Annotated in this window: 19 protein-coding genes; 6 read left to right on the top strand and 13 right to left on the bottom strand. The window is 33.1% G+C overall.

Translation table 11 applies throughout. From position 1 onward, the window contains the following. The first annotated feature begins 246 nt into the window (after positions 1–246). Complete coding sequence (locus CN601_RS08305; protein ID WP_098170764.1) at positions 247–612, top strand: VOC family protein; 366 nt, start codon at positions 247–249, stop codon at positions 610–612. Between the two features lie 287 nt (positions 613–899). Here the strand turns inward: CN601_RS08305 and CN601_RS08300 are convergent, their stop codons facing one another. Continuing rightward, positions 900–1,829 carry a DMT family transporter gene (locus tag CN601_RS08300; RefSeq protein ID WP_098170763.1) on the bottom strand — a complete coding sequence of 310 codons (930 nt, stop codon included), beginning with the start codon at positions 1,827–1,829 and terminating at the stop codon, positions 900–902. Between the two features lie 139 nt (positions 1,830–1,968). On the opposite strand from CN601_RS08300, the gene pdxR reads away from it, so the two are divergent. Next, positions 1,969–3,402 (top strand): MocR-like pyridoxine biosynthesis transcription factor PdxR, encoded by a 1,434-nt coding sequence (gene pdxR / locus CN601_RS08295; protein ID WP_098170762.1) that lies wholly within the window; start codon positions 1,969–1,971, stop codon positions 3,400–3,402. A 31-nt stretch (positions 3,403–3,433) separates the two neighbouring features. Further along, entirely contained in the window at positions 3,434–4,288 is an 855-nt protein-coding gene (locus CN601_RS08290; RefSeq protein ID WP_098170761.1) for an FtsW/RodA/SpoVE family cell cycle protein, read from the top strand. Positions 4,289–4,306: 18 nt separating this feature from the next. Here CN601_RS08290 and CN601_RS08285 read toward each other — a convergent pair whose 3' ends face one another. The 3 genes from CN601_RS08285 to CN601_RS08275 form a co-directional block, all read right to left on the bottom strand. Next, positions 4,307–5,182 carry a pentapeptide repeat-containing protein gene (locus tag CN601_RS08285; RefSeq protein WP_098170770.1) on the bottom strand — a complete coding sequence of 292 codons (876 nt, stop codon included), beginning with the start codon at positions 5,180–5,182 and terminating at the stop codon, positions 4,307–4,309. Positions 5,183–5,525: 343 nt separating this feature from the next. Next, positions 5,526–6,005: a DUF2975 domain-containing protein gene (locus tag CN601_RS08280; protein ID WP_098170760.1), complete on the bottom strand. Its 480-nt coding sequence runs from the start codon at positions 6,003–6,005 to the stop codon at positions 5,526–5,528. A gap of 496 nt (positions 6,006–6,501) precedes the next feature. Next, positions 6,502–7,536 (bottom strand): DUF3048 domain-containing protein, encoded by a 1,035-nt coding sequence (locus CN601_RS08275; RefSeq protein ID WP_098170759.1) that lies wholly within the window; start codon positions 7,534–7,536, stop codon positions 6,502–6,504. Positions 7,537–7,749: 213 nt separating this feature from the next. Between CN601_RS08275 and CN601_RS08270 the strand changes: the two genes are divergently transcribed. Together CN601_RS08270 and gloA2 are read left to right on the top strand one after the other, a co-directional pair. After that, complete coding sequence (locus CN601_RS08270) at positions 7,750–7,968, top strand: hypothetical protein (protein ID WP_098170758.1); 219 nt, start codon at positions 7,750–7,752, stop codon at positions 7,966–7,968. A 173-nt stretch (positions 7,969–8,141) separates the two neighbouring features. Beyond that, positions 8,142–8,528 (top strand): SMU1112c/YaeR family gloxylase I-like metalloprotein, encoded by a 387-nt coding sequence (gloA2, locus tag CN601_RS08265; protein WP_098170757.1) that lies wholly within the window; start codon positions 8,142–8,144, stop codon positions 8,526–8,528. Between the two features lie 49 nt (positions 8,529–8,577). Here the strand turns inward: gloA2 and CN601_RS08260 are convergent, their stop codons facing one another. The 8 genes from CN601_RS08260 to CN601_RS08225 form a co-directional block, all read right to left on the bottom strand. Next, positions 8,578–10,800, bottom strand: coding sequence for a glycosyl hydrolase family 65 domain-containing protein (locus CN601_RS08260; RefSeq protein WP_098170756.1), 2,223 nt, complete (start codon positions 10,798–10,800; stop codon positions 8,578–8,580). A 327-nt stretch (positions 10,801–11,127) separates the two neighbouring features. Next, positions 11,128–11,526, bottom strand: a complete 399-nt coding sequence (locus tag CN601_RS08255) for a VOC family protein (protein ID WP_098170755.1) — start codon at positions 11,524–11,526, stop codon at positions 11,128–11,130. 41 nt (positions 11,527–11,567) lie between these two features. Continuing rightward, positions 11,568–12,659, bottom strand: coding sequence for a threonine aldolase family protein (locus tag CN601_RS08250; RefSeq protein ID WP_098170754.1), 1,092 nt, complete (start codon positions 12,657–12,659; stop codon positions 11,568–11,570). A 90-nt stretch (positions 12,660–12,749) separates the two neighbouring features. Next, positions 12,750–13,358 (bottom strand): methyltransferase, encoded by a 609-nt coding sequence (locus CN601_RS08245; protein ID WP_098170753.1) that lies wholly within the window; start codon positions 13,356–13,358, stop codon positions 12,750–12,752. 129 nt (positions 13,359–13,487) lie between these two features. Further along, the gene (locus CN601_RS08240) at positions 13,488–14,552 is read right to left on the bottom strand and encodes a DUF871 domain-containing protein (RefSeq protein ID WP_098170752.1); all 1,065 of its coding nucleotides are present in this window, start codon (positions 14,550–14,552) and stop codon (positions 13,488–13,490) included. Between the two features lie 192 nt (positions 14,553–14,744). Next, positions 14,745–17,126, bottom strand: a complete 2,382-nt coding sequence (locus CN601_RS08235; RefSeq protein WP_098170751.1) for an immune inhibitor A domain-containing protein — start codon at positions 17,124–17,126, stop codon at positions 14,745–14,747. Positions 17,127–17,534: 408 nt separating this feature from the next. After that, a complete protein-coding gene (locus CN601_RS08230) occupies positions 17,535–18,389 on the bottom strand; it encodes a MurR/RpiR family transcriptional regulator (RefSeq protein ID WP_098119298.1) in 855 nt (284 codons plus the stop codon). Between the two features lie 184 nt (positions 18,390–18,573). After that, the gene (locus CN601_RS08225; protein ID WP_098170750.1) at positions 18,574–22,098 is read right to left on the bottom strand and encodes a S8 family serine peptidase; all 3,525 of its coding nucleotides are present in this window, start codon (positions 22,096–22,098) and stop codon (positions 18,574–18,576) included. 788 nt (positions 22,099–22,886) lie between these two features. On the opposite strand from CN601_RS08225, the gene CN601_RS08220 reads away from it, so the two are divergent. After that, the gene (locus CN601_RS08220) at positions 22,887–23,309 is read left to right on the top strand and encodes a VOC family protein (protein WP_098119300.1); all 423 of its coding nucleotides are present in this window, start codon (positions 22,887–22,889) and stop codon (positions 23,307–23,309) included. A 114-nt stretch (positions 23,310–23,423) separates the two neighbouring features. Here CN601_RS08220 and CN601_RS08215 read toward each other — a convergent pair whose 3' ends face one another. Further along, complete coding sequence (locus tag CN601_RS08215) at positions 23,424–24,572, bottom strand: glycosyl hydrolase 108 family protein (RefSeq protein ID WP_179865493.1); 1,149 nt, start codon at positions 24,570–24,572, stop codon at positions 23,424–23,426. Positions 24,573–24,591: the final 19 nt, after the last annotated feature.

The following is a 24,591-nucleotide window of genomic DNA, read 5'->3' as shown; positions in this document are numbered from 1 at the left end:
GATATTCGAAGTTTCTCAGCCTAAAAAGAAGACTTATGGCGAAAGCAACCCTTTTTGCCAAAGTCGGCTAAAAAACTGTTCTATATTTATATATCGGTAAAGGGGGTATATTTCTTTAGAAATTTTGACGTTTTTTAGAAAAGTAAGCTAATCTACATTTATTAATCCATTAATAAAAAGGTAAGAATACATTACATAAAGAATAGTTAATACAGTAAACACAATACTAGTTAAGGAGCTGTTTAAATGAATGGAATTTTAGATATTGTTATTTTTTGTAAAGACACAAACTCTTCTAAAAATTGGTATGAAAAAGTTGGATTTGAATATTTAAGGGGCCATGAAGATATGCACTGGTTTAAAGTAGGAGATGGTGAGGTAATGCTTCATCCTACAGAAACACAATCAAATACAGATGCTGTCTTTCAATTCATAGTAAAAGAAGTCGATCCACTATTTGAAAACATAGTAGAAAAAGAATTGACTCCATTAGATTTCTCAAATGGAGAAAAGGTCATTACAGAACCTACTGTTCAACCATGGGGCTATAAGGAATTTTGCTTACGAGATCCAGACGGTTATATTTGGGCATTTGTACAAAAATCAAATTAAACTGCAGAAAATCCGCGAGATATTTAATTCCTTGTGGATTTTCTGCAGTTTTTTATTATATTTTGCTTACTTTTTGATCCACTTCGCAATATATCAACGAGATTTAGTATTATATCAACCGGTATTAACGATATATCAACGGGCTTTAGCATTATATCAACGCCGTTCACAACTTTATCAATATTGTTCAAAATATGTTCGCATTTTTCAATATTGGCCCCAGCTTATTTTGTTGTTATATCTTGCATCACACAAAAAACCTTATGAAGTGATCATAAGGTCTTACATTACTCTGAAACATCCACTTCTTTTTTAAAAAGCTTCCCTTGCTTTCTATACATAGAAAAAGTTGACCAATTTGCAATGAATACACCGGATAAGATTAATATTCCACCAACGGCCATGATTGGTTTAATTGGTTCGTCCATTACGAAATATCCTAATACACTTGCAATTAGCGGGGATACATAAAGCCATGTTGATGGAAAGACTGGGTTCGTTTTCGCCAGTAACCAGCTGTACAAACCATGTCCCCCAATTGAACCTATAAAAATAAGGTACAATATAGGCCACTGTGCATCCCAAGAACTTAAAATTGAAATATTCGGTTTTTCTATTACAAATGAAAATAGAAGAAGAAATATTCCACCATATAGCATTTGAAAAGCATTGATTAAAAACGGCGATACACTATTGAAATCCGTTAAGACTTCTTTTGATGTAATAGAACCTAATCCGTAAAATGCTTCCCCTATTAATACTGCCACACAAGCAGCAACCCATAAGTAAGAGATATGTTGACTAATCCCCGGTAAACAAACGAAGATCACACCAGCAAAAGCCATTATTAACGCTATTAACTGTTTACGTTCAATTCTCTTATTATTACGTTTTAATTGAAAAAGTAAAATCATCATAGGACCAGTTGCAGACAAAACTGCAGCTAACCCTGATGTTATATACTGCTCAGCCCAATATAGTGTTGAAAATGTCATAAAGGTTAAGCAAAATCCAATATACATTAGTCGCTTTGATAAAATAAATTTTTTCACGTTTTGCCCTTTAAGAAGAAAATAAGTTATGACGATCAATCCCGCTAAGGTAAATCGTACGCCAGCTGAAAATAAAGGTGAAACCCCTGACTCAATTCCAAATTTTATTGCAAGAAAAGTTGTACCGAAAATAATACAAATAAACAAATAATTAATAATGATCATTTCATCACCCCTTTGATAAAGGTATTATATTAAAGTGGGAGTATAACAGTATAATAGAGCATATAACAGTTAGCTATTTTCCCATTGACGATTGATCTTTTTTTTAATAACTTATTATTTAAAAACTAGTGGTGAAATGATGAAAATTCAAGTCCATAAAAAATCAACAGTTCCGATTTATCTCCAAGTAAGTACTCAGATTGCAGGTAGCATTCAAAGTGGTCTACTCATGCCTAACGAGAAATTACCATCTTTACGGATTTTGGCTGATGAACTTTCAATAAGCGTTTTAACAGTTAGAAAGGCTTATAAATGGTTAGAGTCACACGGCTATGTCACGGTAGAGCAGGGTAAAGGGGTATTTATAAGAAAGAAATTGAATAAAACGTTGCAAGTAGATTCAAGTTCTAACTGGCAACAGACTTTAGGAATAAATATTGTCAGGTCCCAATATTTAATAAATAGAGAACAGCTAAAATATGATTTTTCAAAAGCAGTTGTCTACCCGCGTCTACTTCCTAATAAATTTTTAGCAGATGAAATGCAAAAGCTATTTAGAGATGATGCCTCTATTTTAACAACTTACGGACCTGTTCAAGGAGATTTCGAACTAAGAACGGAAATCGTTAATCACTTATTTGAATTTCAAAAAATACGCTGTAGCGCTAATCATCTAATCATTACAAGCGGAGTACAGCAAGGAATTGATTTAGTCGCTCAAGCATTATTAAAACCTGGTGATTCAATTATCGTAGAAAGTCCGTGCTACGGTGGTGCACTTGATATTTTTATAAATAAAGGGATTCATATAATACCAGTCGAGATGGATGAGGAGGGCATTCGATCAGATTTAGTAGAAGACTTGTGCATTAAATTCATGCCAAAATTAATTTATGTTAACCCTGCCTTTCAAAACCCAACAGGAATTTCAATGAGTAATGATCGAAGAAAAGAATTAATTGTACTAGCACAACGCTTTAATTTCTTTATTCTTGAAGACGATTCATTTAGTGATATTTATTTTGAGCAATCAATTCAATATTTTCCGCTTAAATATTACGATCAATCAGATCATGTCATCTACATTAAAGGCTTCAGTAAAACGTTAGCACCCGGTATTAGAATTGCTGCATTGCTGGCAAATGGACCAGTCTTAGAATGGCTACTCGCAATAAAGGCTTCAATGGATGTAGGAAGCCCTTTACTAACTCAAAAGGCGATTTTACCATTTTTACGAACCGATCGAATGCGAAGTCACGTTGAAAAACTACGAATTGCTCTACAAATCCGACGTGATACAAGTGTTAACATACTATCTTCACTTAGTGATCAACTAGATTGCCGGATACCTGATGGTGGCTTTAATTTGTGGCTGACATTTCATGAATCGAATTTAGATATTTTTGAGTTATTAAGAAAAGCTAATAAAGAAAATATTTCATTTTTGCCAGGTGTAGCTTGTTATAACAATAAAACAGATGTTGCTTCACTTCGTATTAGTTATTCGCTTGTTAGCGAAAACGACTTATCCGATGGATTAGAGAAGTTATGTACAATCATCAGAACAAGATAATTTTTCGTAAAGGAAGGCCTTTTAGAACAAGATGCTAAATTCAAAAAAAATAAACTTATTACCGCTCGTCTTAACAATACCAGCTATGATCATTGGTGTAATTGCTATGAACAATAATCACGTATCGCCATCCATATACGGACAAAATATTGTTATTTCAATTGTTGGAGGAATCATCTCTTTTTTAGTTCTGTTACGAGGTCCGAAAACTTTAAAGAATAAGACAAATATCATTGTCATTACAAGCATATTCATATTACTATTATTAACCTTCTTTGATGGAGGTTTGCAAGGTGTACATCGTTGGTTGGCAATTGGTCCCGTAAGGATTAATATCGCCTTCGTATTCTTTCCATTATTAATCATACATCTATCAAATTTAATGAAGTCTAAAGCAATTTGGATCACTTTTAGTTTTATACTATTTTTTACACTATTACTATATTTGCAACCAGATGCATCTCAACTAACTGCTTTTACAATTGCGATCTCGATTTCATTATTAAGTGTGAAAAAACATAAAAAGACTCAAGTACTATTATTCATTATTTTTATACTTTTAATAGTCTATAGCTGGTCTCATTTAGATAACCTTGCGCCAGTGTCATACGTCGAGGACATTTTAAGTTTAGTAAAGGATATGGGAATTGGATGGCTAATCAGTGCGATTATCTCACTTATAATTTTACTAATGCCATTTTTCTTTATTCCACCAAACAATGCAAAATTATTATCGTTTAGTCTAGGGACCTATTTAGCAATTTGCATTCTTTCAAGCTTTTTTGGAAACTTCCCAGTGCCGATTATCGGTTATGGAACTTCTCCTTTTATCGGCTACTTCATTGCTATGACCTGGTATGTGAACAACAAAAAAATGAACCATTAAAAGGTTCATTTTTTTGTTTCACCAATGAGACGGTCTTTTAAGTGTCACTGGTAATTTTGTATGATAATCTCCTTTTGCAGAGTTAATTTGAGCTTGGGTTAGAAAAATACTGCCCGTAAGATCCGCCCCACTCAAATTAGCATCTCGCAAGTCTGCTCCAATTAAATCGGCTCCCCTTAAATCCGCACTACTTAAATCAGCAGCTATAAGATAGGATCCTCTTAAGTTTGCACCTATAAAATTTGCATTCTTTAATTTAGCACCCATAAGGTCTAAGCCTCTTCCAGTTTTTTGACGCTTCTTATTGTTTTTAAATTTACTTAAAGCCTCTGCCCTAGATAGTTCACTTGCACGTAAAAGTACAGCGTTTACTTCTGCACGGTGATGTATAATATCTAAGTTTAATATTAACTTAGCGTCCATATGTGTTAATTTTTCAGTTTCTTCTAATATTGTTTTTATGTCATTATGGATCTCACTTGCAGCAGTAAGCAGCAGACTTTCATTTAAATACCAAAGCATTTCATGAAGCTGCTTCATAATCGGAAAAACTTCATACATCTCATTGGCTAATTCAGGGTTTTGTCGCCAATCGTCTCCATTGAAGGTTACTTGTGATACTTTTTGTCCCGCACCAAAGCAATCAAAAACAGTACATCCTTTGTAACCTAATTCTCTTAAATTATGATGAACTCCACATCGGTAATCAGATTGTAAATTATGACATGGTTTTCCAGCAATTTTATCTTTAGCAAAGTCAGCCGAAGCAGCAAATGGTAATGCAACACAGCATAAGCCAAAGCAGCTCTCACAGTCGGCTTTTAGACTTTTATATCGCTCGTCTACTAAGCCGATGTTTTCAATTTTTTCAGCCACACTCGCTCCCCCCTTCATGCTATAAATAAACGAATAATAATTTTTATCGTAACATCGTAGATTTTTTTGGTCAAACTTAGTATTGCTAGCGACATTTATTATTAATTGAGCCACTAAACCCTTTTAAAAATTAAAAAGCAGATAACTTTAAAATAACGAGTTCGGTTTTGAAGTGCAAAATCAAAATTCACAACCTAATTCGTTAACGTATAAACATTAATATCATAAGTAAATTGGTAATAAAAAAAGCTGTGGATTTCGTAATCCAACAGCTTTTTTATATTTTGACTTCTTTTTTGATTATGAATGAGCTTCATTATCATTTTTGTGCTCAATGATAGAGAAAAAATTAATAATAAAGTTATACCTCTTTTTTATCTAGGAAATGTTTTAATGGCTTTTGAAGCACGTCCACAATGGCTATGATGATACTTGTTGCTAAAATACCCATCAGACTAAGTGATATAGGACCTGCTGCATCATCTCCTGTTATTTTAGAAATCACTTTTAAGCTTATTATCATTAGCACAATGAAGATAATGGCTGTAAAAGCACATTTTTTTATAATCTTCATAGATTTAAGAGATAACTCAGAAAAAGCGTTGTTCCTTTCGATAAAGGTTAATAGTTTATATACATGATACAGCGCAAAAGAAAATGTAATACAGACTCCATACGCACATACTAAAAGGGGATATATCGAATAATCTCCACCTGGATGCGCTTTTAAGTCTTTAATTGTTAACACAGGCATCCAATAAATGCACAAAGTAAGCACTGCAATTCCAACCAGAAAAACAATGACCCTTAAGAAAGTGGCAGAACCTCGTTTAACATTCATTTAAAAAACCTCACTTGTTTAATGACATAATGACTTTAACATATTATTTATTGTTTTACAATAAATTAATATCGTATTTTATTATATTATTATTGTTATTGGAATATCCTTTGATATTAATCAAAAATAAAAAGCACTTCTCATTACATAGAATTAAAAGTTTAAAGTTAGCATATACGAGCCTTTTTAGTGTAAGTAGTTAATATCATTCAAAGTAAATTGTTTGCTTGTCATCGCAATATACAGCATAGTGTTTTACTATGGCTCTTATTCGTTCTGAAAGTACTCAAACTACTTTGTCAGCATTATGGCTCTTTGGTTTGATCAACTTCTTTTAACTCACCTCAACAATTTCAGCAATCTATTTCCTTTATATATCAACAAAAATAAGAGGTTCAAATCAGATGCGATTTGAACCTCTTTTTATTACTCTAATTCAATTTTTGTAGTCTTAAACCGAACCCGTTACTTTAAAAATCATCTGCTTAAAATCGCTCTATTTTATTGTTACATCCTTTAAAGCTGGTACAAAGTTAATCCAAGTTTGACCAGGAGCTAACTTTATTTCCGTTCCGTCTAGTGTATAAGGAAGGATTCGCCCATCTACATTTTTCCATTCAATATTCATATACTCTCCGTCTACAATATAATAACCTTTTCCTCCGTCTTCAATATCAATTGCGCGACGACCGTAGCTATCTATTATTTTATGGTTTGCTTCAACGACAAGTATATTTTTAATTTGTAGCTCTTTCCCATTCAAGGCATCCTTTGCTACAATTCCGTTTTGAATTCGCTGAAATTCTTTTGTTGAAATCGAGTACTTGTAAGTTACATTATTTCTAGCGTCATGAGAGTATCTTATAAAAACCTCTGATGTATTTTTCCATGAATTATCAAAAACCAAGTCTGTTTGCGTAAAGTCTAATGGAGTTACTTTTTCTGTGTATGAGTAATGTCTTTGGGCAACTCCTTTTTCAATACCTTCTTTTAAAATATATGAATTATGAGGTGCTTTTCGCGTTTTATCTCTTTTAAATAAAGTACCATCATAGATCAATCCGTTTAATGCGTCAATCATTCCAGCATCCATCATTTGTTTTGCTTTTGGACTGTTTCCGTGACAAATAAATAATGCATGATATCCATTTGCTAAATTAATGTAATAATCTCTAGCACTTCTGACTGGCCCAATTTTCTCAGGTATATCACTTTGGAAAATTGCTAGAAATCTTGTAATATCCCCTTCTGCTAAAAGTTCATAAACAACATCTGCATTGCTTAATCCACTTTGAGGTCTAGCCAAGTAGTAATTATTGACCATTACTGCAACTGGTCTTTGTTCACTCACTTGACTAATAGGTAATCCGTTTAATGGAGCATAAACCGTATCAACTTCACCTTTACCAATTACATGTTCATTCTGTGGACTTTTATCTTCATTTTTAACCGTTTTTACAGACTTTTCGCCATGCTTGCATCCTACTAAAAGCATACTGATTACGATTATAGATATAAATTTTTTACGCATTGGCTCCCTCTCAATCTGTTTATTTTCTTAAATTATCAAAATAAATGCCTAAAATTAAAATGAGTTACAAGTAGTTTCTAACGATATTCAGAACTAACTGTCTGCCCTTAATATATGACCTTTTATTGATAAATAATCAGCTAAAAAATGTTCTTATTTTAATTAAATTTAAATATTGTATAAAGATAGAATGATTAGAGGAGTTGAAGCGATATGATTGTAGTTCATTATATTGAGAAAAACGTTGAACTATTAAACCAACTGCTCAAAAATGTCCCCAACACAGGTGACGTGATCCATATTAAAGGTCGGAAAGGCACTGTATTAAATGTCAATCCGGTAAACGATAAGCACGTAAATGTTATTGTAGAACTAGAAGTTATTAAGAAAGTACAAATTTTAGCAAAAGATGATAAAAAGAGAAGAAGATAATTTTCAAACGCTTAATGGGAGATTGCTCCCATTATTTTTTTTAGTTCTACAAGACTTTATGATTTCCCTTCCTATTAATTCTCTTTAGTGTCCTCGTATATATGTATTCCTTTTTCAATTATCATGATAAACTAGGAAAAGTTTAAATAATTGAATCAAAAAGGAGATTTAATATGGAAATCAAGAGCATCCACCATATCGCTATAATTTGCTCTAATTATGAATTATCAAAGCATTTTTACATGAATTTACTCGGTTGTAAGCTGATTAAAGAGACGTATCGCGAGGAACGAAACTCTTATAAATTAGACTTAAAGATTGGAAATAATGGACAAATTGAGTTATTCTCATTCCCTAATCCTCCAAAAAGACCAACAAATCCAGAAGCAGCTGGGTTACGCCATTTAGCCTTTTCTGTTCTCAATATTGAAGAAAGTATTCAATACTTACAACAAAATGATGTATATGTAGAACCAATTCGCATTGACGAACTAACAAATAAAAAATTCACTTTTTTCCAAGATCCAGATGGATTACCATTAGAACTATACGAAGAATAAAAAAAGATAAAAAGCAGGATTTATTAAAAGCTTCCTGCTTTCATGCTTCTTATAACCCTACCTTCAACTTATCGGTTAAATCAAATGTTTCTCCATTTATTTCTAAAGATACTGGTGGACCATATTGTTTTGTAATTGTCATCGTTCGTTTAGCAATGATAATTTCGAGTTTTGCTCCTTGCCATAAAAATTGGAAATTCATTTTATCCCAGTTAGAAGGTAGTTTTGGTTCAATCTTTAATCGGTTTATATCCATTGAGATATTTGCAAAGCCAAAAATAGCCGCTAACCAATTTGCACCTAGAGATGCTGCGTGAATTCCTTCATCCGAAGAATTTGGATTCGGTCCTAGATCTATTAAACAGCCTTCTTGAAATAATTGATAAGCTTCATCTATATAATCGCATCTCGCAGCAACGATTGCATGAACTAAATTACTTATTGAAGTCTCGTGAACAGTACGCTCCTCGTAGTATTCCAAATTCTTTTTAACGATATCGGTTGAAAATAAATCTGGAAAAAGATAAAGCAACATCACAACATCAGCTTGCTTTAAAACTTGTAATTCATTTAGTTCTTTTAGGGAGTAATCTAATAGAATTTCACGACTAGCAATGGACTGCTTATATTCCGTTAAGTCAATTTCAGGTTGATCTAAAAATGTATCGTCCTGTGGAATAATATTTTCATCATTAGGTTTTGGCAAATACAATCGCTTTAAAAAGTCAGTACATTTTTGTAGTAATTCAGCATCAGGGTCATTGTATTTCCCCATAAAATTCAGTGCATTCTGGACATTAAAAAAAGCCATATAATTTGTATAAGCATTATTATCGACTAGCTCGGTAAATCCACCAGGTCCAATTACGTTATTAATCAATAAATCACCATTTACATCTGTTGTCCTACTCACCCAAAAGCGTGCCGTTTCTTTAAGTAGTTCAAGTCCTTCTTTAGCCATAAAGCCTTCATTTAGAGTATTTTCATAGTATTGCACGACAGCAAATGCAATATCTGCCACAATATGTACACTTCCTTTTGCCAGCTTAGGGTCTTGAATATCTTCCGAGACTTTATTATTCTCTGAACCCTTAAGTGTTTCTTCTTTGCCTGAAAAAGCACTTGCCCAAGGAAATAAAGTACCTTGATAACCAGCGAGGGCTGCATTTACCTTTGCTTCTTTAATATGGTGATAGCGATATCGTAGTAATCTTTTCATAATCTCTGGTTCAGTAAATAAGTGAAATGGTGCGATAAACATTTCTGTCCCCCAATATACGAGACCTTTATTCCCTTCGCCTGTTAATCCCCTAGAACCTATACTTAACCGATCATCATGAGCTGGTGTCATTGCTTCAATATGATATAAGGAAAAATCTAGTGCATACTGATCCTCTTTGTCCTTTGACGTAATTTCAACTCTTTTTTGCTTCCAAAAGTCCTGCCATTTGATTGTCGTACTGTTTCTCAAATTATCGTAACCCTCTGATAAATATTTCTGCACTGTATTTACACTGGCCGCGGCTGGATCTTCGCGTAACATCTCATTAGAAGTATAAATTGAACTAATTTTTTCAAACCAAACTGAATGATCTACAACTAGCTCTTGTGTAACTGCCTCTAGAAGTTGATTATTTAATGTAAAAAATGATACTTCACTCTCATCTGGAGAAACAAAAGTGGTTGCTATCGCAATTTTATACTTACTTTCCGTTGTCTGGTAAACACCCTGCATAATTCTTTTATCAAAAACTTTTACTAATTCCTCTGTCAGCTCATTTTTCTCTTGATTTACGCACTGTGCATTAATACCCGTTTTTATTTTTATTATCGCATTGCAATCTAAAGCAGTAACGGTAAGCTTTGAAGCAAGTAAGTGTAAATCATCTTTTGAAACGAAACGCTGAAACAAAAAGTGGAAACGATTACCATCTTTATTTTTCCAAATTACTTCTCTAATCAATTCGCCCGTCAGCATATCTAATTTACGGTCATAAAATAAAAATTGGCCAGTTGCATTCGAAAATACATCACCATTTATTTCAATTTCCATCCCAACTAAATCAGGAAGAATCACTAACTTAGTCGTTTGACTTGGAGATAACTGATTGTATACGCCCGCTACATACATCCCCCTGATTTGTCCTTCATACTCTTCCTCATGAGTAGATCGTAAACCTATGCAGCCATTACCTAATGCCATTAAACTCGCATATTTATTGATTAATTGTTGATCAAATTCCTTTTCAATAATCTTATTAACTTCATTCATATCGATAATTTCTCACCTTTTATAAAATTTCATATAATAAAAGTTTGCAATAATTCTGCTCTTTTTAAACTGGATATTTCAAAAAATATTAGTATTTCTCAAGTGTTATCATAAACTCAATTTTTATACTGTTGAGCTCTTTTCCAGTTATATTTAGATCGTTGTCTTTTAATTATGCAACATTGGTAAACTTCGTGAAATGACATTCTACTGTTATGCTTGCCACTACAATTAACCAAGATGGTTTGTAATTTATAAAATGAGATTATGCGATTAGGAGCATAAAAAAATCGTGCCATTGTTACTGACACGATTTTTTAATACTATTTAGTTTTTAGCGAGCGTTAATTGCCATGATACACCAAATTGATCATTTACCCACACGAATTTTTCGCTGAATGGATAAGCTTGTAATGGCATTAAAATTTCTCCATCTTTACTTAATTTTTCGTATGCATTCTCAATTTCGTCATTCGTTTCACACGTCACATATAATGAAACGGATGGAGTAAACGTAAACTTGTGTTTTACCGAACTATCGATACACATAAATTCCTGGCCATTTAATGTGAAGGTAGCATGGATCACTTTCCCTTCAAACTCACCCATGTCTGCACCATAGCGCTTGATGTTTACAACTTCCGAATTTTTAAATACTGACATATAATAATTCATTGCCTCTTCTGCTTGTCCTTCAAACATTAAAAACGTTGTAATTTTTTGCATGTAATCAAGCTCCTTTTATTATGTTTAATGAAAACTCGTCTTTAAATTGATTTCATTTCCTCATTTAATTTCTTAAATACATTATGGAGATCTTCTTTAGAAATCGCTGAGTACTGGTCACCAATACTAATTTCGCTATAACACACTTCTTCATTAACTGGTCTTAAATTACTAGTAATCCCAATTTTTGTTTCTTCCTGAAGAGCTATTATAATTTGTTTAATTTTTTCAAGTGGAGCATTATAGTGAACATGAAACATATTTGAGACTGGTATTTGTGGTATTGTATTAATTCCGTGACAGCTATTAAACAATTCAGCTAGTTCAACTGCATTATGATAATATTGTTCCATTTTATTTGCTCTTTGATCAAAATAAACATTTGCACTGATTATGTACGGATAAAGACTAATTAAATCTCCACCATGTCTTCTTTTCCAAACTTTTGATTCATTAATAAAGTCAGTATCCCCCGCAAGAATTGCTCCTGCAACCCCTCCGATCCCTTTATAAAATGACATATAAACACTATCAAATAAACTACAAACTTCAGCAGCTGTCTTTTTATAGTATGGTAGAATTTCCATTAATCTAGCACCATCTAACTGCAATTTAATTCCTTTTTCACGGCAGTATGATGAGATTGATTTAAGTGTTTCATATGATGGTAATTGTCCACCGATTTCACGTTGTGGCAGTTCTAGTAATAAACAAGAGATTTCTTCATTCATTGCTAAAACATCCTCTAATTCGATTACGCGGCTTTTATCCGCCAGTAAAATAGGCTCTATATTATGTAACTTTTTCAATCCATCTTCTTCATGAATTTCTAAATGAGATAGAGGGTGATAAGCAACTTTATTGATTCCTTTTTGATCACACCAAATTCTTAAAGCGATTTGCTGAGCCATTGTACCGCTAGGAAAAAAAACCGCTGATTCTTTCCCTAAAAACTCCGCCATTTTGTTTTGGAAGTCTTCAATAAAATTCCCTGCTCCATACACATCACTTTCTTCATTTCCATCTAGTTCATTTAATGCGTCTTTTAGTATTTGAATATTTCTAACTCCGTGACCAACTAATTGTTGATTTGTATTTTTAAATGACTCTGAAAAAGGATTAATCTTATACAAATTAAACTCTTCCTTCCAACTCTTTATTTTGAATAACCACTTCAGTAAAAATTCTCCATTAGGTCCAATATATCCTTGAAACTTAAAAATTTAATAATCCAATCGATAAATTAAAAACCGTTCATTTGGATTTTGTTTATAAATATCTGGTAATATAATCTCTTGTTTTAATTCAAAAGCAGTTTGATTTTCTAAAAAGTAAATATAATCGTCAGAACTATAATATAAAATAATTTCAATTTCTCTCTTTGATTGTTCAACTGAAATTAATATATTATTAATGATGCTCCTAAAAATTTGAATTGAAAAAGGATTAAAAAAATAAAAACGATTATCAGATGGATCAATTGAATAATCTTCTGCCAAGCAGCAATAAAATAAAATTTTATCTTCGCTCATTCTTTTTTTCTTTAAGAAATGTTCTTTATTCTCAACGGCCTCACTATAATACTTTTCATTCATTTCAATTCCAACAACAGTAGCATCAAATTTATTATTAAGATAGAAATTTAATCTTCCTTTACCACATCCAAAGTCAACTACACGATCGTCGCTTGAAATCAAATATTGCTGAAACAATTGCTCTAAAGCACTATAAGGTGTTGCCTCATATCGATGATAATGAAATGAGGCATTAAAACCTTTTTGCTCTCCCTCTGTTTTTATATTCAACAAATCATCATAATACTTATCAATCACTAATCCACGACCATTCAATATTAGTTTTATATATACATAATATCGCTTTTAAATATGTTCAGTCTATTTTTACACAAAAAGCGTGTTAACTTTAAACACGCTTTTCTTGTAGACAATTCAATGTCTATTTTATACTCTTTTTAATTTAAATTTCTTACCTGCTCCGATAAATTGCAATAATGATAGATCATCTTCAATAATCTTCCCTATCACATTTACCTTTTCATCACTTGGTAGATTAGTAAGCATAATTTGTAACTCCCCTCCGTATCTACCATATAATTCATTGTCAATTGTAACAGTGCCCATATCTCGTGTAATCGTATTTACTGGCTTTAAACTAGTCTCACTAAAACTACCGTATAATCTAGATTCCATTGATCGAATAACATCACGCGCAGGATCTTCACGATTTGTATGAATCTTTTCAACGATTGAAAGAATGTCCTCTTCATGTGAATATGGTCTATATCTTAACTCGATCAAACCATTCATTTTTGAAAGAGTAGTCATCGTTTCTTCTTTAATACTAATATCGCCAACTAAAACTTTATCAACATAGCAGTCTTGAGTTAACTCTAAATAAGCAAGTAGAGGATTCATTCCACGATGCTTTTCCAAAGTTGGTAATCCTTTAAACAAAGGCCCTCTCATTTCATCATCGCCTTGAATAAATGCCATTATTGAAATTCCACAGCTTTTTAACCATTTATTTTTTTCAATTAAATAATTTGTTGATAATCCCGTTTCGGGGCGCGGATAAAAATTATGCCAAGCTTCTACGTTTTCAGTTTGTAATCCAAGCTTAAGCAATTCATTTAAAAATGCGGGTGTTAGTGTACTTGCATTTAGTGCAATCTTCATTTTTTTTGAAAGGTCTGCTATTTGTTTTTCGTCCAGTCCGTAATCAACTCGTAATCCAGTAACACCCCAATTTAGTAATTCACTAACGTTTGAGTAATCTAGCCCTAAATGGGTAAGTGATTTTGCTGAAATATCTGCCATAAGCTCGACTTCATTTTTCATCGCCACTGCACCAAGGTTTTGAAGTAGATTTTTATAAGTTGAAGGGTCATCTTCCGGTATGTGTAATGAGGTAAAAATTGAAGTAAATCCATTTTCCTTTGCTATTTCGATATACTTTTTATTCTTTTCAATATTTTTTTCAGATAAATAGATTGATATCCCTAGCATAATCTCATTCCTTCTTCCTACTATTAGAATAATACTATTCGGTTACATTTTAATCTTTCGAAATTATTTGTCAATATTATACATTATATTAATGAAATTTAATTTCAAATAAATCCAAATAATGGAATAATTTAATTATAATAGATTCATAAAAAAAGAAAGGCAACAATAAGTTGCCTTTCTCAGTTCATATTATTTATATACTACGATTGATCCAACTGATTTATCAGTAGATTGACCATTAACACGTACTTTTAAGCCGTAGTGTCCGATGTTTCGACCAGCATCTGGTAAGAACTTATTATTGTAGTCCTTGTTATCATCAAATAATGAGATACCTACTTGACTTGGAGAAATCAATTTTTCACCAGTTGTATAACCAACATTATAACCCGATGTTGAATTTAATCCGAATGCTGCATCCGCAACAGCGTAGCGTGAAACTGCTTGATCACCGTAGTTCCATAATAAATTCGTATCATCATGTGCGTCAACAACACCTAAGAAACCATCACCTGGGTGAACGCCTGTCCAGTTTTCTGTAAAACTATCATCAACATACCATACTACTAAACCACCATCATAGCTTAATAAATCGTTTCCACGTTTAATATGAGCTAAACCTTCGTCAGCACCTTTATGGTTACGCCATTCTAATAAGTAGTAATGATTTGCATATTTGTTACCATCGAATTTTGAGAAACCTTTTAATGTAAATGGAGAAGTTGCATTTTCAGCACCGTCATCTACAACTGTAGCACCATCAGCTACCACTTTAATATTATCAGCGAAGAATCCAGTGTTCGAAGTACCCCAATCAGTTGCAGAGCGTAAGCGAAGCTGAATTTTTTGACCTGCATATTTTGATAAATCAAAGCTTTGTGCTTCCCAGCCATTTGATTTACCAGTGAAACCAGGCATTGAGTCTATAATCGTTGGATAACCTTCAGGTACTACATCACTTCTAGTGTGGCTATTCTCTAAAGACTTCCAAGTAGCACCATTGTCAGTTGAAACTTGTACAAATGCAAAATCCCATTGTTCTTCCATATCGTACCAAGCATCAAACGTTAGTGTTGCTGAAGATTTTCCTGTTAAATTTACAGAAGTAACCATGCTGTTATTCATTTCATCTGCTTGTCCACCCCAATACTCATAAGTGCCAGCAGCTGGTTTGTTAATAGGTAAAACTTTTTTCGGTAAATTCACTTGAACAGCTTGGTTGTTTTGTCCAAGTGGTGAATTTGCTTGGTCTAATAAGAATTGAGTACCTTTTGTCGATACATCTTCCCAATTTACAACAGTTGGGTTAGTCCATTTTCCACCTAAAGTTGATTGGAAATATGATTTTGCCCAAGGTGAGAATCCAGTTGGCTCTGTTCCTGGAATTTTTCCAGCCCATGAACCTGCTGACATGATTGACCAATATTCAACCGCTTCACCAGCACCTGAGTAAATTGTATCGTACTCATCTGGTAATCCTAAATCATGACCATATTCGTGTGCGAATACACCCGTTGCACCGTCTTCAGGCATCATTGTGTAGTCGTAGAAACCTGGTAAACCTTCTCCACGTACTGGTGTATCGTCAACATATTTAGCAGAACGGTGTGACCAAATTGCATTGTCGCCTTGTGCTCCACCACCAGCTTCTTGTCCCATACCTGAGTGAATAATTTGAAGATGATCAACTAATCCATCTGGCTCCCAGTAGTTTCCATCTCCATCTAAATCATGTGGATCTTCTAAATCGTAATCTTGTAAAGGAATTCCTGCAGCTAATGCAGCCTTATATGTATCGATTACTAATTGTTTTGATCCGCCTGGCGTTACATTATCATGACCAGTTTTAGAATCTTTTCCATAATACTCAGCAGTACCTGGCACCTTTAACCAACCATATGCTTTACCATCAACTGTATAAGTTCCACCAGATTGTTGTTCGTAATATTGTTTTTGTGAAAGGAATGTTTCTCCGTTTGGACCTTTCACACCATCTTTACCAAAAATCATATCTTCATAATGTTCTGGAGTGTAATCTTTATAGTAATTATCTGTTTCTGACGGCTTTATATTATTGTGAGGAAGATTAGAAAACTCTACCATTAATGTTAAAAGTTTACCTTTTTTCTGAACACCTGGTGAAGCTGACTCTTTAACTGGATCAGGATTACCCTTTAATTGACCATTTTTCTTACCATTTCCATGTAATAATCCGTTATTAAAATCTTTAAACTCTTTATGTTTAGCAGTTTCTGCTTTTTTAGCTTTGCTAGCAATTGGATCTTTTTCTGTTACTAAATCAGCTTGTCCTTTAACCTCTAAATAATTCTGTAATGCAGCCTGCTTCTGATCTTGAGAAGCATTTCCAGAAATAACTCCACGTTTAACTAATGCAGCTAAAAGTTTTTCATCATTTACTAACGATAAATCTAAAGTACTTTTTGAATGCTTAGCCAATTGACTATGCACTTTACTTAAGCTTTCAGATGATGCTGTTTTTAATGGAATTCCAGAAAATAATGTACCTGCAACCATCACAGATGCGAAACTTGATAAAACAAATTTGTTCAAAATAAGTCCCCCTTAATAATTTCATAAGTACATTTTAATAATATTCTAAAAATTCTTTAAATTATAGAGGGTATTTTTCATCAAATACTAACAATTTTCATTATTTTCTAACATTTTTCTAACTTTTTTATATAGAATAATGACGAAATTCGTCAGTTATTATGACTTGACACTTTAATTTCCCTGTCTTTAGACTCATTTTTTCAAAGTATGCTAGTTATGAAGTTTAGCACTTTAGTATTATTACAAATATTAAAAATATACATTCGATGCTGTAAAATATGTAATATTAATATTTTGGATAACATTCCCACTTCAAATTTTGACAATTTACTTCTATTAGTCGAAAAAAAGAAGACAAGTCAAAATTTACTTTTGCTCATCTTCTTTCATCATCCATATTCACTTTTATCTTCTTAATTTACCTGCTTCTTCACTATACTCATGTAGCTTAGTTGATACCTTGTTTCCAATTCGGTTAAAGCAAATTACATATAATGAATCGATTATATTTTGCTGTGCCATTTTAGAAGCTATACTACCAATTCGATTGTCCTGTTCCATATCTGGAGTACAAAGTTTGATATCTGCTTCCTTAAATAAAGGAGATTTACCTAACTTAGTGATTGCAATGATTGTCGCTCCTCTTTTCTTAGCAAAGCGCGCCAGCTCTAAAACATCTTTCGTTTTACCTGAATTAGAAACAGCAACAAAAATATCTCCCTCTTCCATATGTCCTACTAAAGTGATCACCATATGAAAATCCGGAGACATAATAGCGTGGTAGCCAATTTTCCCAAATTTATATGCTCCGTCCATTGCTGATACAGCTGACCCGCCCACTCCGTAAAATATGATCTTTTTTGCTTTTACAATTTCTTCGGTTGCTTTTTCTAATTCTCTTTTATCTAAAGTTGATACTGTCGCTTCAATCGCAGCTTTATTTACATATGTTACTTTATTAAATAAATCATACGGTGTGTCCGTTTTATCCATTACAGAAAAATCATTAATATTCATTTCAGCAACAGTCAAATCACGAACTAAAGCTATTTTAAAAGCTTTAAAACTTCCGATTCCAATTGTTTTACAAAATCTAACAACACTCGCTTCACTAGCTCCAGTATTATTAGAAATATCTTTAGTCGTTAAGTTCGGTACTATTTCAGCATGCTCCATTATATATACAGCGATTTTTTTTTCCGCTTGCGTAAATCGATCCATGTAATTTTCAATTTTTGATAAGATTGTTAAATGCCTCATTTACTAAACACCTTTCTGCAAAAAACATACAAACTATTACTATTCTCTATTATGGACCAAATGTTCAGAAAATCATATTAATAACCCGATTAAAGTTGGTTTTTAGTACTTTCTACATTAATAATCTTGATAAAAATGAAAAAGTGTAGGAAAAATTCTTCCTACACTTTTATTATTTGCATTTTTATTGCTGTACTGTAACTGTTTGTGGCTTAGTTGTTACTTTAAATCCATCTTTACTAGTTGCATCAGCATAAACTGAATACGTACCGTTTGGAACATCAGCTTCTGGAGTCCATTTCAAGTGAATTTCATTTTGATTTTCCACGTTTAAAGTATCAATTACATTACCATTTACATCTTTAACATACACTTTCCAATTTATAGCGTTATTTGCAAATGCATTGATTCCTGCTGGAGTTTTAGCATTTATGTTTTTGTTTGGAGAGACATTGAAGTAACTAACAAGCATTCCTTCATTAATATAAGAAGGATCTCCCCAAACTGTATAACTATGGTTTAGGGCATAATCTGCTCCTAAAACGACTACGCTTTTTGGCTCTTCTTTTACAAGAATTGATGTTGCACCTTGTTGCAGTGGAGTATATTTACCATTGTACCAAACAATTGCTCCATTATAGCCACTTCCACTATCAGTTGCTTTGAAGGATATTTCATATTGACCATCTTTAGGTGTTACCTTAATATCCGATACTACTGGCGCAACTGAGTCAATATGCAATGGAAGTTTAACGATTTGTGGCTTCGCACCATTATAATCAAGCGTTGTTTTAATGACATAGTTATAAGTGCCATCCTTTACTAACTGTCCATTTTTATCCTTTAAATCCCAGAAATAGCCAGTGTTCATATAGTCTCTGTAAGACATAATATTTTTACGGAATTTCCAAGGTTGACCAGTCCCAGTGTATTCACTAAAATCACCTAAATATTGAATCAATTTACCGTTTTGGTCTTCAATATACATTTCTGCCTTCTCTAAATTACGAAGTACTGTAAATGATGCGTACACTTCGTTCAATGGAGTATTAGGAGACATGACAATTCGATCCATATTAAATCTTCCTGTTCTTGGATCATAACCTAATGGCCATACCCCTTCCGCTCCTATTTCATCATTCCAAAGCGTCGTATAGCCTAGGAATGCATCTTTTTCATATGCTGCCGGATCAATATTTTTAGGCTCATCCCAATCTCCATTAAAGCCCATGTAAGGTACTGTTAAAGGTACTGCAGAATCACTATATTGTCCTGTTGGTACAAGATGCACAAATCCTTCAACAAATTCATTTTTCTTCATCGTTCTAGGCAAACGAATTTCAACATTTAGGTTTTTCTTCTGACCAGATTTAATTTTTAATGTTGCACCTTCTGATCCAGATAATTTTTCGCCGTTCACGTATACAGAAGCACCTTCAATATGTTCACTTTTTAAAGTTAAATAGTCTTTTGTATCTAATGCACCATCGTAATCTAAGTCAAATTGTTTTGTTTCAATTCCGTCAGTTAATAAGTCAACATTTACAGTGTACTCATATTCATCTTTCGTTTTCTCTGTTTGAAGCGATTCAACATTTAAATTAAAGACCGCACGATCATTTTTAATTTCTTTTAACGCAACTGCTCCCGCCTGCTCAAGTGGTGTATTTTTTCTCGTAACAATAACCGGTGTTTTAATTGCATTTTGAATTTGCATTAAACCAGAACCTTGAACGCGTGGAGAATACGGCACTTCATTATTCGTACGAGGATCCTGTACTAATTTCGCAGTATTCATTAAAGCAATCTTCGCTTTTAATGCCGTTTCTTCTGAATGCTTTAATCCTTTTTCATAAAGTGATTGCAATACTAATGCTGAACCACCAGCAACATGTGGTGATGCCATTGACGTACCGCTCATAACTTCATACCCGTTATCTGGTACTGTAGAGTAGATATTACCACCTGGTGCTGATATTTCTGGCTTAAAGTCTAGTGTATGTGGAGCCCCATAAGATGAGAAATATGACATCGTATTCTTATCTGGATTATCAACATATACCCCTTTAGACGGTTTCATTTTTACAACATAACCGCTAGTTAACTTCGAAATTAATGCATCACCGATTGCTTTACTTGTCGTAGCTGCTTGCGGGTATAATGAGTAAGGACTCCAATAAACGTATGGATAATCAATCTCCTCATTTGGAGGAACAAGGATAACCGCTTTTGCATGCTTCTTCTGGGCTTCAGATTGAATATAAGAGTAAGTACCATACTTAACCTTTGGTTTTGCAACGACAATCTTGCCTGTTAAATCAGGAAGATTTTTAAAATCTGCTGTTTTACCTTCTCCTACATAGACCATTTCATAAGATTCTAATGGTGATAAAACTTTAGACAGATTAAAGTTATATTGTGATTGATCTCGGTATGGAAGCTGCGTTCCATTTTCTTCTTGTAATGTACTCATATGTATACTTGTATTCTCATATGATGCAACTGAAATAGCATAAGGGCTTACTCCTGGTTCCCCAACAGTACCAATATCAGGATTTTCGGCATAAGGTTTTGCAGAAGATTGTAACAAATTATTTTGTGTACTATACGCAGAGTTTCCTCCCGCGACAATTACAAGTGTACCTTGCTCAGTCGCTTCACGAATCGCTTTTTGAATAGGATCATCTACTTCACTAACAAAACCAGAATCAGTTCCTAAACTCATATTAATAACATCTGCACCCATTGTTACAGCGTGCTCAATACCAGCTATGATATCATCTTCATAAGCACCACCGTTTCCTTTATCAGAGAATACTTTTTCTGCTAATAACTGTACGCCTGGAGCAATACCTTGAACACCATCATTCGATTCATCACCATTTGCACCAACAGTACCAGCTACGTGCATACCGTGTTCATTCCCTGCACCATGCGGGATTACATCTGTATCATGATCTGCCCAGTCATAACCGGTTGGAACTTTGTCGCTATACCAAATATCACCGACACTTGTTTGATCAAGCTTGCTTTGAATATTATCTTTCGTCCACTTTTCTTTCGCTTTACCTTTTTCAGTGATCGTCATATCTTTATGTGTGTAATCGATTCCTGTATCGACAATCCCTACTAACAATCCTTCACCTTGATATCCGTAACTTTGCCATACTTTTTGAGCTTGTACTAATTCTTTACTTGCTCCCATTGATGGTTGGTATTGTCTTGCGATATGTACATTTGTTACACCTGGAGTTGCTTGAATATCCTTTAAATTACGATATTCAGTTTCCATACTAAATCCATTAAAGCCTTCATAAAAACGTTGCTTAATTTTAGGAGTCGATCTTTCCTTTGAAATTTGTGAGATTACTTGATCCTGCTTTTGTTTAAAACGTGTTTTTTTAGTTTGAGTAGAAGTATCAGTAGTTGTTGGTTCCTCAACTTCAACAATTACACGTACTTTATCAGTTGGTTTATAAGCTTGGGCATTTTTTAAATCTTTATATCCTAATGGATCTACAACCTCTCCCGCTGCTTGCTTTTGTTCCTCAGCAAAAATCTTTTGACCCTGTTTTACAATTTCATCCAAACTTGGAGCTGGTACTTGATTTTCGTTTGTTTCTTCAGCAAATCCAGTTGATGCAAATAACATTGAAGCTAAAGTTGTCGTCGCAAGGACTTGGTAAGGAAAGCTTTTTCTCTTCTTCATTTCTAATCTCCTCCAGTAAACTTTAATGTTCTCAATCTATTAAAATAAAAATAGATTCACCCCAAACAGATCCAATTAATTGCTAATGCTTTGCTAAGAAAGTTGATACTAACTTAATTTTAATTACGTGACCCATATAATCATATTGGGTTATTCAATTGGACTTTTGGCATGCACGAACAGGAAAATTTTTCAAAATACCGAGTAGAAAAAAAGAAATTTTTGACATATTCAGTCGATGAAGTTCGAAAAAAATTTATTTTTCCGGGAAAAGCTAGAATAAATGTTGAGGTAATTGCGAGTTTAACTAGAATAAAGCTGCAATTTTACATTTTAATTAGTTGAATACCATCTATAAAATAGGAAAATATGTGGTGTGTAAATCAAACAGGATAATCAGTCTTTACTATATTTACGACAATTTTCTACGAACTTTTAGTAATTACTTTTATGGAGATCAACGGTCCGGGTTAAAACAGAGCAATTTTTTATTTGAATAGAAGCTTTTTAACCTACTCATGAAGTGATGTACAGCAGATTAATTGTTTTTTAAGAAATAATTTTATAGAAACGACTTAATTTAGTTCATTTTGAGTTATTTATTTGATATTTTTTTAATTTAATTGCGATTCCCTACTTTTAATTGCGATTCCACTTTTTTTATTTCCAATCAAAAATAAAATCAGAATATTTCACACAATTTACAAATCTTAGTTTGTTAATTTACCTTTTTTTGGATAGAATGGATTTGTAGGCTTTTAAATACATAAGAAATAGGAGTGAATTAAATGCCAATCGATGTTTATTTAAATTTTAATGGAAATACTCGTCAAGCAGTTGAGTTCTATGCAGCTGTATTTAACACGGAAACACCAAAAATCATGACTTTTGGAGAAGCACCTCCAAATCCAGAGTATCCACTACCTGAAGAAGCAAAAAATTTAGTTATGCATACAAGACTTAACATTAGCGGTAGCAATGTAATGTTCTCAGATACATTCCCTGGTTTCCCTTTTGTGGAAGGCAATAATATTCATTTATCATTTTTAAGTGAAGACTTAGAAGAACTTAGATCTGTCTTTACTAAGTTAAGTGATGGCGGTAAAGTTGAGATGGAGCTTCAAGAAACTTTTTGGAGCAAAGCTTACGGTAGCTTAACGGACAAGTTCGGCATTCATTGGATGTTTAATCACGGAACTGGTGAGTTTTAATTTAAAATTTGACTACCTTAAGGGTATGAATCATTGATTCATATCCTTTTTACTTTTAAGCAAAAAAAGGTGTCCCTAAAAATTACTTTTGGGACACCCACTCTCTAAACTATACTATTTCAATGCCAATTTCGTGAGTAACTTCTGATCTCTAGCTAGCCAGCCTTTAAGAAAATCCCCTTGACTTGGGTCTTTGGCTACAATATTATAACGCGAACGCATTCTTTCAAATATCATTCTTAACGCAACATCATTTTCCTGATTCGTCGCTAAATGGTTAAAACTATAATTAGTTAATGGACCCCAATTTGTCTTCCCTTTATCAATGCCCATTGCTCTTTGAAAAATCGCGTACGCGGTCCCTTTACCAAAATTAACAGCTGTATCTAACATGACAATTGCTAATTTTGAGCTCATTTTCGTTCCGTTAGTTGGTACATAATATGTTTTGTATATTATGTCTTCAATTTCTTTACTTGAGATTTTACATACAGAATTCCTCCCTAAATTATGACCATCTCGATATTCATCATACACATTTTGGGTAATTCCATACTTAGTCAAACCTCCATGATCTTTAACGTGATTAGTACATGCGCTTCCTTCCAACTCTTTAACAATAGTTAAGCCACTCTTAAAAACAGCTTTTTCGTCGGATCTTACTTTTTTTATTTTTTGTAACCATACTTGCTGTTTATTATAAGAGATTTTATACCAATTTTCCGCCTGTTCATCTAATATTGTATATGTTCCACTTTTTACAGTTATATGATTGGTCTGCTCCATTGGATTTTTATATGCTAGTGTATTTACATTTAGAGTAACATTAAAAGGTGAAATCGGAATAAAATAATCTTGATTATTATATAAGACCTTGTACCACCCTGTCTTCGTTGCACCTTTTATTATGTAATAACCTTTTAATACCTTCTTTTTTACTAAATCAGCATTCGTCTTCATAGGTAATGAATAGAATGTCTTGGGTTTCGTTATTTGTACCTTCGTGCCCTTAGTGTTAATCCATCCATATTGCTGTTTACCATTTAGATCTGTGTATTTTACATAATACCAATCTCTGCTAGATTTAACGACTGCTACCTTCTTTTTTGGTATTATATCCTTAATATTTGAGGTAAATTTTTTATCTTTATAAACATATGTTGGTTGATTAATAGGATATGTAATTGTACTTGCTTCTACTGGTTTTTTAAAACTTAATAGAATAAAACTAATTACAATTAAAAATGTAAAATACTTTTTCAACATTTTTTCCCCTTTTCGT

It is taken from the genome of Bacillus sp. AFS017336 (assembly GCF_002555445.1).
Taxonomy (GTDB): Bacteria; Bacillota; Bacilli; order Bacillales; family Bacillaceae_G; genus Gottfriedia.
The sequence above is the reverse complement of the archived record's forward strand: the minus strand, read 5'-3'. Positions and strand labels throughout refer to the sequence as shown.